Below are 15,766 nucleotides of genomic sequence, written 5' to 3' on the forward strand. Positions count from 1 at the left end.
GACGATCGCGTGAAGGGATCAGCAGCGGCACCTGCGCCGACCTCCCACTTGCGTCATCCTGAACTCGTTTCAGGATCTACCGTCCCGCGAACGCCTCGCCTGTTGGGTCAGCGGCACGGTGGATCCTGAAATGAGTTCAGGATGACGGCGGGACGACGTCGACGATCGCGTCGACGGCGTACTCGCCTCAGCTCGGCGTGATCGGCGGCGATGCCATCTCGGCACGGATCTCCGCCACCAGGTCCTTGCGGCTGAGCTTGCCGATCATCGTCTTGGGCAAGGCGGCGCGCACCACCACGCGGTCGACGCGCTCGTGCTTGCCCAACTGCGGGTTGAGCCAGTCGCGCAGCGCCGCGCCGTCGATCGCGCCCGCCTCCTCGGTCAGGGTGACATAGGCGCGCGGCACCTCGCCGCGATAGGTATCGGCCATGCCGATCACCAGCGCCTCGCGCACCGCCGGATGATGGTAGAGGATCGCCTCGATCTGGCTCGGGAAGACCTTGAACCCGCCGACCGCGATCATGTCCTTGAGCCGGTCGACGATGGCGATGAAGCCGTCCGAGTCGATCGTGCCGACGTCGCCGGTGCGCAGCCAGCGCCGCCCCTGCGAGTCGAGCGCGAAGGTGGTCGCGTCGGCGTCGGGACGGTTCCAATAGCCCGCCATGATCTGCGGGCCCAGCGCGACGATCTCGCCGGGCTCGCCCGGCGGCGCCTCGCGCGTGGCATCCTCCTTGTCGACCAGCCGGATGCGGGTCGACGGCAAGGGCTGGCCGATCGTGCCGGGCTTCTGCGGCGGATCATAGGGGTTGGTGGTGAGCACGCCGGTGCTCTCCGACAGGCCATAGCCCTCCACCAGCGTCGAGCCGGTCGCCGCCTCCCAGCACACCTTCAGCTCGGCGTTGAGCGGCGCGCCGCCCGAGATGCAGACGCGCAGGCTGGTCAGGTCGGTCTTGGCCAGCGAGGGATGGTCGAGCAGCGCCTGGTACATGGTCGGCACGCCCGGCAGCGAGGTCGGTCGCGTCCGCGCGATCGCGGCGAGCGCCTGGCCGGCGTCGAAGCGCGGCAGCAGCACCATCTCGCCGCCGGTCACGATCGTGCGGTTCATCACGCAGGTGTTCGCGAAAACGTGGAACAGCGGCAGCACGCCCAGGATGCGGTCGGTCTGGTCCCGGTGCGGGTCGAGGCAGGCCACCTGGCGAGCGTTGGCCGAGACATTGGCATGGGTCAGCATCGCGCCCTTCGGCACGCCGGTCGTGCCGCCGGTGTACTGGATCAGCGCGACGTCGCGCTCGGGCGCGATTGCGGCAGGGGGCAGCGCGCCGTCGTTGGCGATCAGCTGCGAGAAAGCGAGCACGCGCGGGTCGGCCGGGCGCGGCGCCACCTCGCGCCGCTTCAGCAGGCGGTAGGCGACCGACTTGGCGGGTGGCAGCACACCCGCGACCGAGCCGACCACCAGCCGCTCGAGCCCGCTCTTGTCGAGCACCGCCAGCGCGTTGGGCAGCAGCGCGGTGGCGGAGAGGGTGAACAGCAGCCGCGTGCCCGAGTCCTCGACCTGGTGGCAGAGCTCGTCGACGGTGTAGAGCGGCGAGAAGTTGACGACGGTGCAGCCCAGCCGCAGCGCGCCGTGATAGGCCGCGAGATAATGGGGCGTGTTGGGCAGGAACAGCCCGATACGATCGCCCTTGCCATAGCCGAGCGCGGCAAGGCCGGTGGCGACACGCCGCACGCCGTCGGCGAGCTCGTCGTAGCTATAGTGGCGCCCGAGGAAGTCGATCGCGGGGCGCGAGCCGTGCTGGCGTACCGAATCCTCGAACAGGTCGATCATCGATCGCGGCGCGAAGCCGGTGGCCCAGGGCACCGGGTGGCGATAGGCGTCCTGCCAGGCGTGCTCGTCCGTCATTGACATCGCTGTAAGCAACCGCGCCGCCAGCGACAAGCGGTCAGCGTACCAGATATTCTCCGAGCAGGACGACCGCGGCGGCGAGCGGGCGCAGCGCGGGGGCGGCGTCGGCTGTCACGCGCGGCAGATGCGCGCCGTCGGCATGGATCGTGAGCGTGCCGATCATCGGCGTCTCGCGGTGCGCCATGGCGAGCAGCAGCAGCGCCAATCCGCCGATCACGGCGCGGCGGCGACGAAGGTCTGGCGGCTGGGTCATGACAGGACTCGCTGTGGTGTGTGCGGAGCTTAGCGTGGCCGTACCGATGCGGGAAGCGGGGGTGTAAGGAAGCGTCGCGCGCCGGCGCCGGATAAGACGTAGGGTTGCCTGGAGCCGTCATCATGCCAGTACGGCGCCCCCCTTCGCCGTTCCGTCGCCGGGGTTCGTCGAGACGCTCGTCGCTGACCGCGCCCGCTTCCTCCTCCGTCATCCCTGCGAAGGCAGGGATCCAGACGCGTGGAGCGACGTGAGAAGAACAGAACGTCAGCGTGTCTGGATCCCCGCCTGCGCGGGGATGACGGATGGAGGGGTGAGACAACCGCTTTTCGACAGGTCTTCTGTACCAGGCGCCCAGCTCGGATCAGTCAGGCTCCCGCCCTCCACGCCGCGCCGCGCCACCATGGACCCAGCCCTAGCTGTCTCCAGCTCTCGACTAAGCCGCCGCGGCCCAGCGCACGCGATCGCGACCCGCCGTCTTGGCGGCGTAGAGCGCGTCGTCGGCGCGGCGATACAGTCGCTTCCACTCCGCCTCGGTCGCGATCGTGCCGCGCTCGCTGCCCAGCGAGGCGGTGACGGCGAGATCGAACGGCATCCGGGCCGCGCGCACCGCGCCGAGGATCTGGTCGGGCAGGTCGTCGCGCCCGGCGCCGGTCAGCACCGCGAACTCCTCGCCGCCCACGCGCGCCACCAGCGCGTCGTCGGGCACCACCGCGAGCAGCGCGCGCGCGAAGACGCGCAGCACCTCATCGCCGCCGTCGTGGCCGAGCGTATCGTTGACCTGCTTGAAATGATCGATGTCGATCAGCACGAGCAGCTGGGGCTCGGCGCGCCCGATCGCCTCGCGCAGGAAGCTGCGGCGGTTCATCAGCCCGGTCAGCGGGTCGCTGTCGGCGAGCAGCCGCGCCAGCATCTCCTGCTCGCGCGCGGCGTCGCGCTCCTCCACCACCAGCTTGATGCGCCACGCGATCACCAGCGCGCTGCATGACGCCTCGAGCGCCATCGCCAGCAGGGTCGAATTGTCGATGAAGAAGTTCCAGCGCACCAGCCCCGCCGCCTGCGCGACGCGCAGCCCGGCGAAAGCGAGCGGCGTGCCCCAGGCGAGCATGAACACGCGCGCGTGCGGCGTGTCGGCGCGCCAGCCGCGCCACAGCAGCGGCAGCGCCAGGGCCGCCACCGCGGCGAAGCTGGCGGTCAGCGCGGCGTCGAGCCAGTGCGATGCCCGGGGCATCAGCGTGCAATAGAGCGTCGCGGTCACCAGTACCGCACCGACCGACGACGTCGCCGTGCGCCCGACCCAGCCGGCGAACACGCGCGGGTGGAAGAAGCGCCGCGCGAACAGGATCGCGAAGCTGAGCGCCAGCGCCAGCAGCGCGGTGTTGAGCCGCAGCCGCAGGTTGTTGTCCATGCCCGTGAGCTGGCCGAGCAGCCCGGAGGAGCTGACACCATAGGCCAGCAGGCACAGCACCATCGCGCAATAGGGCGGGTGGAAGCGCTGGCGCAGCGCCGCGCCGAGCGCGAGGTTGGACATCAGCAGCGCCACGCACAGCCCGGCGAAGGCGGCGTAGAAGGCGGCCATCGCCACCTCCATCCGCGTCGACTGCGCCGGCGTCGCGACGCGCGGGTCGATGACGATGCCGCGCGTGACCGGCGCGCCGCGAACATGCCACAGCAGCGCGACGGGCCGCGCGGCATGATCCGGCAGCGCCAGCTCGAACACCGCGCCGAGCTTGAGCCGCTGCCACGCGGTCGCGCTGGTGAAGCCGGTCGCGCGTGTCGTGCCGTCGGCGTAGCGGACGTGGAGCGTCGCGGCGTCCTGCCAGACGCTGGCGGAGCGGATCAGCGAGCCGCGCGCGATCACGGGCAGGCGCGGCGCGAGCACCCAGTAATCGCCCGGTCCGGCGCTCCGCTGGTCGCTGGTGCAATCGAAGCCGCGCGGATCGGCGAGCACCGCGACGGCACGTTCATGGGGCAGCGCGTGGCGGAAACAGGTAGCGAGCGGCGTCCCCGCCAGCGCCGCGGCCGGGGGCGCGAGCGCGACAAAGGCGCCGAGCAGAGCGAGCGCGCGCGCGATCCAGCGGATGACCGTCCCCCCGTTCATGACAATCGGCGTAACAGGGCCAACCCGAAGGGAAGGTTAACGGCGCGATCATATGTTGCGTGATGCGACGAGAAAAAGCGCGCGTCGCCGCCGCACCTGCCCAGGTCATGTCAGACTGTGTCGCTTCACTGGAGCGGAAGGCAACGGGAGGCAACGTAGCCAGCCGTCGCAAAGGGTGTTCCCCGGCGGAGGCCGGGGCCGAGCCGGGGACGGTCATGGCTCTCACCACCACCTTCCCACCCGGACCTCGGCCTTCGCCGGGGAACAATGATCCATGCGAGGAGAGTGTCACCTCTCTGGACGGCGGCGGGGAACGCTCGTCCCCCGCCCCCTCGTCAGCCCTCGCCTCAGCCCGCCTTGACCGGCGCGGCCTTGCCGCCCTTCTTCTTGCCCGGCTTCTTCGGCGCGGCGGGCTCGATCGCGAAGGAGAGCGCGCCCTCCTTCAGCTTCACCGTCACCTCGCCGCCGTGGACCAATTTGCCGAACAGCAGTTCCTCGGCGAGCGGCTGCTTGATCTTCTCCTGGATCAGGCGACCCATCGGACGCGCGCCGTACAGCTTGTCATAGCCCTTGTCGGTCAGCCACTTCTTGGCCTCGTCGTCGAGCTTGATGTGGACGTCGCGGTCGGCCAGCTGGAGCTCCAGCTGGAGGATGAACTTGTCCACCACGCGCGCCACCACCTCGGGCGGCAGGTAGCCGAACGGCACGATCGCATCGAGCCGGTTGCGGAACTCGGGCGTGAACATCTTCTGCACCGCCTGCTCGTCCTCGCCCTCGCGGGTGAGGTTGCCGAAGCCGACCGTCTCGCGCGCCATGTCCGCCGCGCCCGCGTTGGTCGTCATGATCAGGATGACGTTGCGGAAGTCGACGGTCTTGCCGTGCTGGTCGGTGAGCCGCCCGTTGTCCATCACCTGCAAGAGGATGTTGAACAGATCGGGGTGCGCCTTCTCGATCTCGTCGAGCAGCAGCACGCAGTGCGGGTTCTGGTCGACCGCGTCGGTCAGCAGGCCGCCCTGGTCGAAGCCGACATAGCCCGGGGGCGCACCGATCAGCCGGCTGACCGAGTGGCGCTCCATATACTCGCTCATGTCGAAGCGCTGGAGCGGGATGCCCAGGATGGTCGAGAGCTGCTTGGCCACCTCGGTCTTGCCGACGCCGGTCGGGCCGGAGAAGAGATAGTTGCCGATCGGCTTCTCCGGCTCGCGCAGCCCCGCGCGCGCCAGCTTGATCGCCGACGACAGCTTCTCGATCGCGGCATTCTGGCCGAACACCACGCGCTTCAGGTCGGTCTCGAGCGTCTCGAGCTGCTTCTTGTCGTCGGTCGACACGCTCTTCGGCGGGATCCGCGCCATCGTCGCGATCACCGCCTCGATCTCCTTGGCGGTGATCGTCTTCTTGCGCTTCGACGGCGGCACCAGCATCTGCATCGCGCCGACCTCGTCGATCACGTCGATCGCCTTGTCGGGCAGCTTGCGGTCGTTGATGTAGCGCGCGCTCAGCTCCACCGCCGACTTGATCGCGTCGGGCGTGTACTTGACCGAGTGATGGTCCTCGAACGCCGAGCGCAGGCCCGCGAGGATCTTGATCGTGTCCTCGATCGAGGGCTCGTTGACGTCGATCTTCTGGAAGCGCCGCAGCAGCGCGCGGTCCTTCTCGAAGTGGTTGCGGAACTCCTTGTAGGTGGTCGAGCCGATGCAGCGGATCGTGCCGCCCGACAGCGCCGGCTTGAGCAGGTTGGACGCGTCCATCGCGCCGCCGCTGGTCGCGCCCGCGCCGATCACGGTGTGGATCTCGTCGATGAAGAGCACCGCGTCGGGCAGCTTCTCCAGCTCGTTGACCACCGCCTTGAGCCGCTCCTCAAAGTCGCCGCGGTAGCGGGTGCCGGCGAGCAGCGCGCCCATGTCGAGCGAGTAGATCACCGCGGGCTTGAGCACCTCGGGTACGTCGCCCTCGACGATCTTGCGCGCCAGCCCCTCCGCGATCGCTGTCTTCCCGACGCCGGGATCGCCGACATAGAGCGGGTTGTTCTTGGAACGCCGGCACAGAATCTGCACCGTGCGGTCCACCTCTGCCATGCGGCCGATCAGCGGGTCGACCTTGCCGACCTTCGCTTTCTCGTTGAGGTCGACGGTGAACTGCTTAAGCGCGCTCTCGCCCTTCTTGCCCGACGTGTCCGCCTTCTCCTTCTTCTCCTCCTCGGCCGCGCCCTTCACGCTGGTGGCCTCGGGGGTGGCGGCGCCCTTGCCGACGCCGTGGCTGATGAAGCTGACCGCGTCGAGGCGGCTCATGTCCTGCTGCTGGAGGAAATAGACCGCGTAGCTCTCGCGCTCGGAGAAGAGCGCGACCAGCACGTTGGCACCGGTCACCTCGTCGCGGCCGGACGACTGGACGTGCAGGATCGCGCGCTGGACGACGCGCTGGAAGCCCGAGGTGGGCGACGGGTCGGTCGTGGCGTCGACGCGCAGCGCGCCGAGCTCGGTGTCGAGGTAATGCGCGACCGTGGTCTTGAGCTCGCCGAGGTCGACGCCGCACGCGGACATCACCTGGCTGGCGTGCTCGTCGTCGATCAGCGCGAGCAGCAGGTGCTCCAGCGTGGCATATTCATGGCGGCGCGAGGAAGCGGCCTCGAGCGCCTTGTGCAGCGTGGTCTCGAGAGCGCTGGCGAATGAGGGCATCAGATTACTCCTAGCGAGCCGCGTGAGGACACGCGGCCCATCGTCACGAATGTCGTGATTGATTGGCCCCGCATCAAGCGCTGGCCTCCGCACCGGGAGCGATCGTTCGCCAGCCCAGTGCGCCAGCGTTCATCGCTTGAATAGCGCGTCCGCGCTTGCGCGATGGTTAACGGCCCCGTCTATTTTGCGCCGGACCCGCGCGATCTCGCCCTCCAGCGCGTCGGCGCGCGCCTCCAGCTCGATGACCGAAAGTCGGTCGAGATCCTCGCGCAGCAGCGCGGCGAGCGGGTCGTCCCGCTGCGGGCCGAGGATGTCGTCTAGGTCCATGTCCGGATCGTCCTACCGGGGCGGCGCGGAGTCAAGCCGCGGCGAACCCGAGTGTGGCGTGCGCGTTGACGCCCTCGCCGCGCCGGCCATAAGGCGGGGAAGACGCCAGAAAGAAAGGGTTGCCCTAGCGATGACCGACCTGCCCGAGGTGATGCTGGCGATCGATCCCGCGGAGTCCGGCGGCCCGGAGGTCCTGGTGCCGGTCGAGCGCGCGGTGCCGCGACCGGGCGCGGGCGAGCTGCTGGTGCGAGTCGCCGCGGCGGGGGTCAACCGTCCCGACGTGCTGCAGCGCCAGGGCAACTATCCCCCGCCCCCCGGCGCGCCGAGCGTGCTCGGGCTCGAGCTGGCGGGCGAGGTGGTGGCGCTCGGCGACGGCGTGGAGCCGGTGCTGCTCGGCCAGCCGGTCTGCGCGCTCGTCGCGGGCGGCGCTTACGCCGACTATGCGCTGGTGCCCGCGGGCCAGGCGCTGCCCGTGCCCGAGGCGCTGTCGATGACCGAGGCGGCGGCGCTGCCCGAGACGCTCTACACGGTATGGACCAACCTCTTCGAGCGTGCCTTCGCGATGGAGGGCGACACCGTGCTGGTGCACGGCGGCACCAGCGGTATCGGCACGATGGCGATCACGCTCTCCAACCTCTTCGGGCTGGAGATCATCGTTACCGTCGGCTCGGACGAGAAGGCCGCGGCGGCGCGGCGGCTCGGCGCCGACCATGCGATCAACTATCGCTCGGAAGATTTCGTCGCGCGCGTCCGCGACATCACCGAGGGGCGCGGCTGCGCGGCGGTGCTCGACATGGTGGGCGGCGACTATGTGCCGCGCAACCTCCAGTGCCTCGCCGAGGACGGGCGCCACGTCTCGATCGCGGTGCAGCGCGGCGCCAACGCGACCGTGCCATTGTTCGAGATCATGCGGCGGCGGCTGACGCTGACCGGCTCGACGCTGCGCGCGCGCGACGCCGGCTTCAAGGCGCTGGTCACCGACGAGATCGCCCGCACGGTGTGGCCCTTCGCCGCGGCGGGCAAGCTCAAGCCGGTGATGGACCGCAGTTTCCCGCTGGCGGAGGCCGCCGAGGCGCACCGGCGGATGGAGAGCGGCGACCATATCGGCAAGATCGTGCTGACGATGGGGTGAGCGGCCCTTAGGTCCTCCCCGCATGGCGGGGAGGGGGACCAGCCGAAGGCTGGTGGAGGGGGGCGTCCGCATACGAGGCGGTGCGTTCGCGGAGATCCCCCTCCACCACTCGCCTACGGCGAGCGGTCCCCCTCCCCGTACCGGGGAGGATCTTGCCCTCAATCCTCCGCGATCAGGCTCGCCTTGCCCGTGTCGCGCATGCGCAGGTAGACCAGCAGCGACACGCCGATCATCACCGTGACGTACCAATAGAAGCCCTGCTCCCAGCCGTGCTGCTTGAAGCTCAGCGCGACATATTCCGCCGTGCCGCCGAAGATCGTGTTGGCCAGCGCATAGGGCAGCGCCACCCCCAGCGCGCGGATGTGCGCGGGGAACAGCTCCGCCTTCACCACCGCGTTGATCGAGGTATAGCCGGTAACGATCACCAGCGCCGCCATTACCAGCAGCCCCGCGACGGTCGCGTCGCGCGTATGCTCCAGCGCGGAGAAGATCGGATAGGTGAACAGCACGCCCGCCACGCCGAACGCGACCATCAGCGGCTTGCGCCCGATCCGGTCGGACAGCCCGCCCGCGACCGGCTGGAGCAGCATGAAGGCGAACAAGGTCACCGCGTTGATCTGGGTCGCGGTCTCCTTGGAGAAGCCCGAGGTGTTGACCAGAAACTTCTGCATGTAGATCGAGTAAGCGTAGAAGGCGAGCGTGCCCCCGGCGGTGAGCAGCATCACCAGCGCCGTCTCGCGCGGATGGCGGCGCAGCAGCGTGCCGAAGCCCGACTTGGGCGCGTCGCTCGCCTTGGCCTTCTCGAAGCTCTGCGTCTCGGCCAGCCCGCGGCGCAGCCAGAACACCACCAGCGCCAGCACCGCGCCGATCGCGAAGGGGATGCGCCAACCCCAGCTGGTCAGCGCCTGCTCGCTCATCACCGATTGCAGCACCACCAGCAGCAGAATCGCGAGCAGCTGCCCCGAGATCAGCGTGACATACTGGAAGGACGAGAAGAAGCCGCGCCGCTCCTTGCCCGCCATCTCGGACAGATAGGTCGCGCTGGCGCCATATTCGCCGCCGACCGACAGACCCTGCATCAGTCGCGCGAGCACCAGCAGCGCGGGCGCGCCATAGCCGATCGTCTCGATGCCGGGGGAGCAGGCGATGATCAGCGAGCCGGTGCACATCAGCGTCACCGACAAGGTCAGCCCCGCCTTGCGCCCGCGGCGATCGGCGTAGATGCCCATGATCCACGCGCCGATCGGGCGCATCACGAAGCCCACCGCGAACACCGCCGCCGCGCTCAGCAGCTGCGCGGTCGGATCGTCCTTGGGAAAGAAATGCCTGACGAAATAGAGCGTGAACGCGGAATAGACGTACCAGTCGAACCACTCGACCAGGTTACCGGTCGAGCCGCCGATGATCGACTTGAGCCGGCCGGCGACGGGGGCGGCCTCGGGGGCGGTGGGCGGCGCGACGGCCATGGCGTCTCTCCTCATCATATGTGGTTTATCGCGTCGGCAGTGCCGGCGCCAACAATCCTCCCCGCATGGCGGGGAGGGGGACCGCTCGCGCAGCGAGTCGTGGAGGGGGGTTCGACACGGATGCGCCGGCCCGTATGCGGAGAGCCCCCTCCACCAGCCTGCGGCTGGTCCCCCTCCCCGCATGGCGGGGAGGATCGTTGAATTGACCCATCAGAACCGCAGGCTCAGCCATGCCGCGAGAAAGTCGGAGTTCTGATACCCCGCCCGCGTCAGCGCGTCCTTGGCGATCAGATGCTCGTAGCGCCCGGTGACGCTCACCCGCGGCGTCACCGCCCAGATCGCCTGGAAGCGCATCAGGTCGGCGATGCGCCTCCCCGCCACGTCCTGCGTGCCCGCGAAGGCGGCGCCCGAGGCGCGATACACGGCGTCGCTCTCGGTCGCGCGCCACGCCATCGTATACTCGCCTGTCACGCGCAGCCGCTTCACCGGGCTGAACGAGACGTTGGGCGAGACCGACATCAGGTTGGTCGGCGTCAGAAACAGCTGGTAGCTGTAGTAAATGTTGTTGCCGTAGAGCCCGCTCGCGGTGCGCAGCGTGCCGCCGTCATAGGCGCCCCCGCCGCTGGCATAGTCGAGGTGGACCCCGACCCGCGGCGCGCTCGCCGCCTTGCCGAGGCGGTAGGTCTGCGCGACGAAGGCCTGCCACGCGTTGATCGGGCGATCCCCGAACGTGCCGCCCTGATGGTTCACGGTCCAGTCGACCGTGACCGGCCCGGCGTCGCCGTAGAGGTGGAGGCCGTAGAACATCCGCTCCTCGCGCGCGACCGTGCCGTTCCAGCTCGCCACGCGGTTGCGCAGCCGCCAGACGAAGGGGTCGAAGAACAGCTTGGAGCCGCCGAGGAAATCGCTCGGCACCGCATAGCCGAAAGTGACGCCGCTGAAGCGCCGCGCGCCGTCGGTGCGGTCGTCGCTCAGCCCCTGCTGGCCGTAGGCGATGTAGCGCAGGTCGAACACGTCGGCGCGCACGCGCCTGCCGCGCGCATAGGCGCGGACGCCGTCGAGCACGAAGTGGAGCGTGGGATCGTCGCGCACCGAGGTGAGCAGGTTCGGCCCGTCCGAGAATTCCTGCCGCCCCGCGCGCACGCCCACGCTCGCGCCGGCGAGCGTGCCATAGACCTCGCCGAAACCCTGCGACAGCGTCAGCGCATTGCGCAGATTGCCCGCGGGGGCGCCGATGTTGACGCCGTCGACGCGCGCCTTGGCGAGCTCGCCGTAGACGCGGACGTGCTCGCCGAGGTGCAGGTCGGCGCCGGCATAGACGCGCAGCCGCTCCTGCCGCTGCGCCGCGCGGTCGCGCAGGTCGGGGTTGGTGGTGGCCTGGACGCGGTAGCGGATCTCGCCCGAGAGCGAGAGATAGACCGAGCCGTCCTCTGTCAGCGGCAGATATTTAAGCCGGTCGAGCGGGTCGTCGCGCTTGTCCGGGTCGGCCATCGCACGCCAGTCCTCGGCCCAGCGCGAGACGTTGTATTTGCCCTGCGCGGTCCCCTCGCCGATCCCGGCGGTGGGATATTCGGACGCGATCGGCGTGGCCGGCGCGGCCTTGCCCCCGCCCGCGGGAGCGCCGGCCTGGGCGCCCGCCGACGCCGCGACGAGCAGCGTGGGGGTGAGCAACGCGCTCGACAGGATAGAAACTCGTCTCATGACCTCTCCATGGCAGGCGGCTCGACCCGGCAAGGCGGCGGCCGTCGCTCTCGGCGCCATGCTACGCCGTCGCGGTCGGGCCGGCGAAAACACGCTCATCCTAGGATTTCCGCGGCTCCTGGCCGGACGGGGCGCGGGTTTCCGCATGGCCTCACTGGCCCGGATGCGGTATCCCGCACGCGTGTCCCTGCCGCGTCGCCCCGGTCTGCTGCTCGCCGCGCTCGCGGTCGTGCTGCTCGGCGCGCTGTTCTATCTCGCCGCGGCGCACGTGACGCGGCAGCGCGCGCTCGACCGGGTGGAGGACGAGGCGCTGCGCACCGCGCGCCAGCAGGCGCGGCTGATCGACAGCGAGCTCGCCAAGTTCCGCCTGCTGCCGATCGTGCTGAGCGAATATGGCGACCTGCGCGACGCGCTGGTGCAGGGCGCCGCCTCCCGCGCGGCGACGCGGCTCGACGACAAGCTCGCCTCGCTCGCGCGGCGCACCGGCGCGCCGGTGATCTACGCGATCGACTCGCGCGGCCTCACCGTCTCCGCGTCCAACGCCGCCGGCGCGCAGAGCTTCGTCGGCCACGATTATCGCTTCCGTCCCTATTTCCAGCAGGCGATGCGCGACGGCGCGGCGGAGCATTTCGCGCTCGGCAACGTCAGCGGGCGGCCGGGGCTGTTCATGGCGCGGCGGATCGACGGCGCGGCGGGGCCGCTCGGCGTCGTGGTGGTGAAGGTCGAGTTCGACGCGATCACGCGCGCCTGGGCGAATGATCCCGGCCGGACGCTGCTCGCCGACGAGCGCGGCATCGTGCTCGCCGCGACCGACCCGCGCGCCGCGCTCCGCGTGCTCGCGCCGCTGCCGCCGGCGACACTCGCCGCGATCCGCCGCACCGGCCAGTTCCTCGACCGCCCGCTCGCGCCGACCGGCTATCGCTTCGCCGGCAGCGACGCCGTCGCGCCCGACGGCGCGCCGCTGCGCCTCACCGCGGTGCCCGCGGCGCATGCCGGCTGGCGGCTGCTCCACCTCGTGCCCGTCACGCGCGCGCTGCGCGACGCCACCAATCTCGCGCGGCTCACCACCGTCACCGCGGTGCTGCTGCTGGCGCTGCTCGCCGCTCTGCTGCTGTGGCGCACCAGCCGGATCGCGCGCGCCGCCGCCGACCGCGCCGAGCTGGAGCAGGCGGTGGCGGCGCGCACCGCCGAGCTCAGCGCCGCCATGGCGCGGCGCGAGGACGCCGACCGCCGCTTCCGCGCCGCGCGCGAGGAGCTGGCGCAGGCCAACCGGCTCGCCTCGCTCGGCTCGATCACCGCGGGGCTGGCGCATGAGATCAACCAGCCGGTGGCGACGATCCGCACGCTCGCCGAGAACGCGCGCCACCATCTCGCGCAGCAGCGCACCGAGCGGGTCGCCGCCAGCCTCGACAGCGCGGTGGCGCTGACCGAGCGGATCGGCACGATCACGCAGGAGATGCGCCGCTTCGCGCGGCGCGGCAGCGGCACCGCGGGACCGATCGCGCTCGACGACGTGATCGACGGCACGCGGCTGCTGGTCGGCGACCGGCTGCGTGCCGCGCGCGTCGCGCTCGACTGGCCCGCGCCGAGGCAGCCCAGCGTGTTCGCCGGGCGCGTGCGGCTGGAGCAGGTGCTGGTCAACCTGATCAACAACGCGGTCGACGCGCTCGCCGGGCGCGCCGACCCGCGCGTCGCGCTCACCGTAGCGACGAGGGAGGAGTGGGTGGAGCTGACCGTGGCGGACAACGGACCGGGGATCGACCCGGCGCTCGGCGACGAGGTGTTCAGCCCCTTCGTCACCGGACGCCCCGACGGGCTCGGGCTCGGGCTCGGCATCGCGCGCGACATCATCGCGCAGTTCGACGGCACGCTGCGGATCGTCCCCTCCCCGCTCGGCGGCGCGGCGTTCCGCGCGACGGTGCGGCGCGCGTGAGCCAGCCGCCGCTCCGCGTCGTGCTGATCGACGACGACGAGGGCCTGCGTGCCGCGCTGGCGGACAGTTTCGCGATCGCCGGCATCGACGTCGAGCCGTACGGCGACGCGCGTACCGCGCTGGCGCGGCTCGACGCCGATTTCCGCGGCATCGTCGTCAGTGACATCCGCATGCCGCGGATGGACGGCCACGCGCTGTTCGAGGCGGTGGCGGCGCGTGACCCCGAGCTGCCGGTGATCCTGATGACCGGGCACGGCGACATCGCGATGGCAGTGGCGGCGCTCAAACAGGGCGCGTTCGACTTCATCGCCAAGCCGTTCGCCGCCGACCATCTGATCGCCAGCGCGCGCCGCGCGCTCGAGATGCGCCGGCTGGTGCTGGAGAACCGCCGGCTGCGCGTCGCCGCGGCCGAGGCCGAGACCCACTACCCGCTGATCGGCGAGACCCCGGCGATGGTGCGGCTGCGCGACACGATCCGCCAGCTCGCCGACGTCGACGTCGACGTGCTGGTCGAGGGCGAGACCGGCACGGGCAAGGAGCTGGTCGCGCTGCTGCTGCACCGCTGGAGTCACCGTCGCGCGCGCCAGTTCGTCGCCGTCGACTGCGCCGCTTTGCCCGACGCGGTGGCGGACGAGGCGCTGTTCGGCAGCCGCGCCCAGCCCGGCCGGGTCGCCGACGCCGACCGCGGCACGCTCTTCCTCGACGAGATCGACAGCATGTCGCCCGCGCTCCAGGGCAAGCTGCTGCGCGTGGTCGAGGAGCGCGAGCTGCCCCAGCCCGGCGGCGCGCCGCGCGTGGTCAACCTGCGCGTCGTCGCCGCGGCCAAGACCGATCTCGCCGCCGCGGTGGCCGAGGGACGGTTCCGCGCCGATCTGCTCTACCGGCTGGAGACGGTGCGGCTGCGCATCCCGCCGCTGCGCGAGCGCCGCGCCGACGTGCCGCTGCTGTTCGCCTATTTCCTCGGCGAGGCGGCGGAGCGGTTCGGGCGCGAGCGGCCCAACATCGATCCCGCGGTGGAGGCGCGGCTCGTCGCCGACGACTGGACCGGCAACGTCCGCGAGCTGCGCAACTATGCCACGCGCGTCGTGCTCGGGATGGCGGAGGGGACGCCGAGCGCGGCCGACCAGCTGCCGCTCGCCGAGCGCGTCGACCGTTTCGAGGCGGCGACGATCCGCGCCGCGCTCGACCGCGTGCGCGGCGACGTCGGCGCCGCCGCCGCCGAGCTTCAGCTGCCGCGCCGCAGCCTCTATGACAGACTACAGCGCCACGGCATCGAGCCGGCGGCGTTCCGCCAGCGCGAGTGATCCTGCCCCGATGCGTCTCCTGTTCCTGTTCGCTTCCCTTATTCCGGCGGCGCTGCTCGCCGCCGCCCCTGCCGCGGCCGAGCCGACATTGCTCGAAGTCGATCAACGGCTCGCCGCGATCGCCTGGCGGCTCACCACCGCCAACGCGCCCTTGTGCCGCGACCAGCAGCCGGTGATCGGCGCCGCGCTCCACGCCGCCGACCAATATCCCCCCGCGCTGCGCGCCGCCTTCGCCGCGCCGGTGACGGTCGAGCTGGTGGTGCCGGGCGCCCCCGCGGCGACCGCGGGGGTGGCGGCGAACGACGGGCTGCTCGCGATCGACGGCGCCGCGGTCGCGGCCCCGGCCGGTGGTGACTCGACGACGAGCGTGACCCGCGACGCGGCGCAGGCGCTGCTCGCGTCGCATCCCCCGACCGCACCGCTCGCGCTGACGCTCCGCCGCGCCGGCGCCGAGCGGTCGGTGACCGTGCAGCCGCGCGCGGGCTGCCGCGTCGAGTTCGAGGTGCTCGCGGGCAACAAGCTCGGCGCCTCGTCCGACGGTCGTGTGGTACAGGTCGGCGGGCGCTTGTTCGAGCTGTTCGGCGACGATCAGGTAGCGGTGGTGGTCGCGCACGAGCTGGCCCACGCCATCCTGCGCCACCGCGCGCGGCTGGAGGCGGCCGGCGTTAAGTGGGGGCTGTTCGCCGAACTGGGTCGCAACGGCCGGCTGTTCCGCCAGACCGAGACCGAGGCCGATCTGCTCGGCGCCTATCTGCTCCGCAACGCGGGCTGGGACCCGCAGCTGGCGGTGCGCTTCTGGCGCGAGGAGGGCGGCAAGATCGACGGCGGCTTCTTCCGCAGCCGCACCCACCCGTCCGCCAAGGCGCGCGCCGACGCGATCGCGACCGAGCTGGCGACGATGCCCGCGAACGCGCCGCTGCCCTATGCACCGCCGCTGCTGGCGAAGCGCGACGCGCCGCTGGGGTGAGCGACGG

Annotated in this window: 11 protein-coding genes; 4 read left to right on the plus strand and 7 right to left on the minus strand. The window is 71.1% G+C overall.

Features of this window, described 5'->3' with window-relative positions; all coding sequences use genetic code 11:
• Positions 1–187: 187 nt before the first annotated feature.
• The 5 genes from FHY02_RS09685 to FHY02_RS09705 all read right to left on the minus strand — a co-directional run bounded on the left by FHY02_RS09685 (position 188) and on the right by FHY02_RS09705 (position 7,256).
• Positions 188–1,900, minus strand: a complete 1,713-nt coding sequence (locus tag FHY02_RS09685) for a long-chain fatty acid--CoA ligase (RefSeq protein WP_183921722.1) — start codon at positions 1,898–1,900, stop codon at positions 188–190.
• A gap of 40 nt (positions 1,901–1,940) precedes the next feature.
• Positions 1,941–2,156: a hypothetical protein gene (locus FHY02_RS09690; RefSeq protein ID WP_183921723.1), complete on the minus strand. Its 216-nt coding sequence runs from the start codon at positions 2,154–2,156 to the stop codon at positions 1,941–1,943.
• 433 nt (positions 2,157–2,589) lie between these two features.
• Positions 2,590–4,254: a diguanylate cyclase gene (locus tag FHY02_RS09695; RefSeq protein ID WP_183921724.1), complete on the minus strand. Its 1,665-nt coding sequence runs from the start codon at positions 4,252–4,254 to the stop codon at positions 2,590–2,592.
• Positions 4,255–4,601: 347 nt separating this feature from the next.
• Complete coding sequence (gene clpA / locus FHY02_RS09700; protein WP_183921725.1) at positions 4,602–6,929, minus strand: ATP-dependent Clp protease ATP-binding subunit ClpA; 2,328 nt, start codon at positions 6,927–6,929, stop codon at positions 4,602–4,604.
• Positions 6,930–7,058: 129 nt separating this feature from the next.
• Positions 7,059–7,256 (minus strand): DUF1192 domain-containing protein, encoded by a 198-nt coding sequence (locus FHY02_RS09705; RefSeq protein ID WP_183921726.1) that lies wholly within the window; start codon positions 7,254–7,256, stop codon positions 7,059–7,061.
• Positions 7,257–7,386: 130 nt separating this feature from the next.
• Here FHY02_RS09705 and FHY02_RS09710 point away from each other — a divergent pair, with 130 nt between their 5' ends.
• Positions 7,387–8,388 (plus strand): NAD(P)H-quinone oxidoreductase, encoded by a 1,002-nt coding sequence (locus FHY02_RS09710; RefSeq protein ID WP_183921727.1) that lies wholly within the window; start codon positions 7,387–7,389, stop codon positions 8,386–8,388.
• A 158-nt stretch (positions 8,389–8,546) separates the two neighbouring features.
• Here FHY02_RS09710 and FHY02_RS09715 read toward each other — a convergent pair whose 3' ends face one another.
• Both FHY02_RS09715 and FHY02_RS09720 read right to left on the minus strand, forming a co-directional pair.
• The gene (locus tag FHY02_RS09715; protein ID WP_183921728.1) at positions 8,547–9,854 is read right to left on the minus strand and encodes an MFS transporter; all 1,308 of its coding nucleotides are present in this window, start codon (positions 9,852–9,854) and stop codon (positions 8,547–8,549) included.
• Between the two features lie 210 nt (positions 9,855–10,064).
• Positions 10,065–11,555, minus strand: a complete 1,491-nt coding sequence (locus tag FHY02_RS09720; protein WP_183921729.1) for an alginate export family protein — start codon at positions 11,553–11,555, stop codon at positions 10,065–10,067.
• Between the two features lie 181 nt (positions 11,556–11,736).
• On the opposite strand from FHY02_RS09720, the gene FHY02_RS09725 reads away from it, so the two are divergent.
• The 3 genes from FHY02_RS09725 to FHY02_RS09735 are packed head-to-tail and all read left to right on the plus strand — an operon-like array spanning position 11,737 to position 15,759.
• Positions 11,737–13,488 carry an ATP-binding protein gene (locus tag FHY02_RS09725; protein ID WP_221198584.1) on the plus strand — a complete coding sequence of 584 codons (1,752 nt, stop codon included), beginning with the start codon at positions 11,737–11,739 and terminating at the stop codon, positions 13,486–13,488.
• Positions 13,485–14,792 carry a sigma-54 dependent transcriptional regulator gene (locus FHY02_RS09730; protein WP_183921731.1) on the plus strand — a complete coding sequence of 436 codons (1,308 nt, stop codon included), beginning with the start codon at positions 13,485–13,487 and terminating at the stop codon, positions 14,790–14,792. Before FHY02_RS09725 ends, FHY02_RS09730 begins: the two co-directional genes overlap by 4 nt.
• A 10-nt stretch (positions 14,793–14,802) precedes the next feature.
• On the plus strand, positions 14,803–15,759 hold the full coding sequence (locus tag FHY02_RS09735) for a M48 family metallopeptidase (RefSeq protein WP_183921732.1): 957 nt from the start codon (positions 14,803–14,805) through the stop codon (positions 15,757–15,759).
• Positions 15,760–15,766: the final 7 nt, after the last annotated feature.

Origin of the sequence: Sphingomonas sp. BK069 (assembly GCF_014193405.1) — a bacterium.
Taxonomy (GTDB): Bacteria; Pseudomonadota; Alphaproteobacteria; order Sphingomonadales; family Sphingomonadaceae; genus Sphingomonas.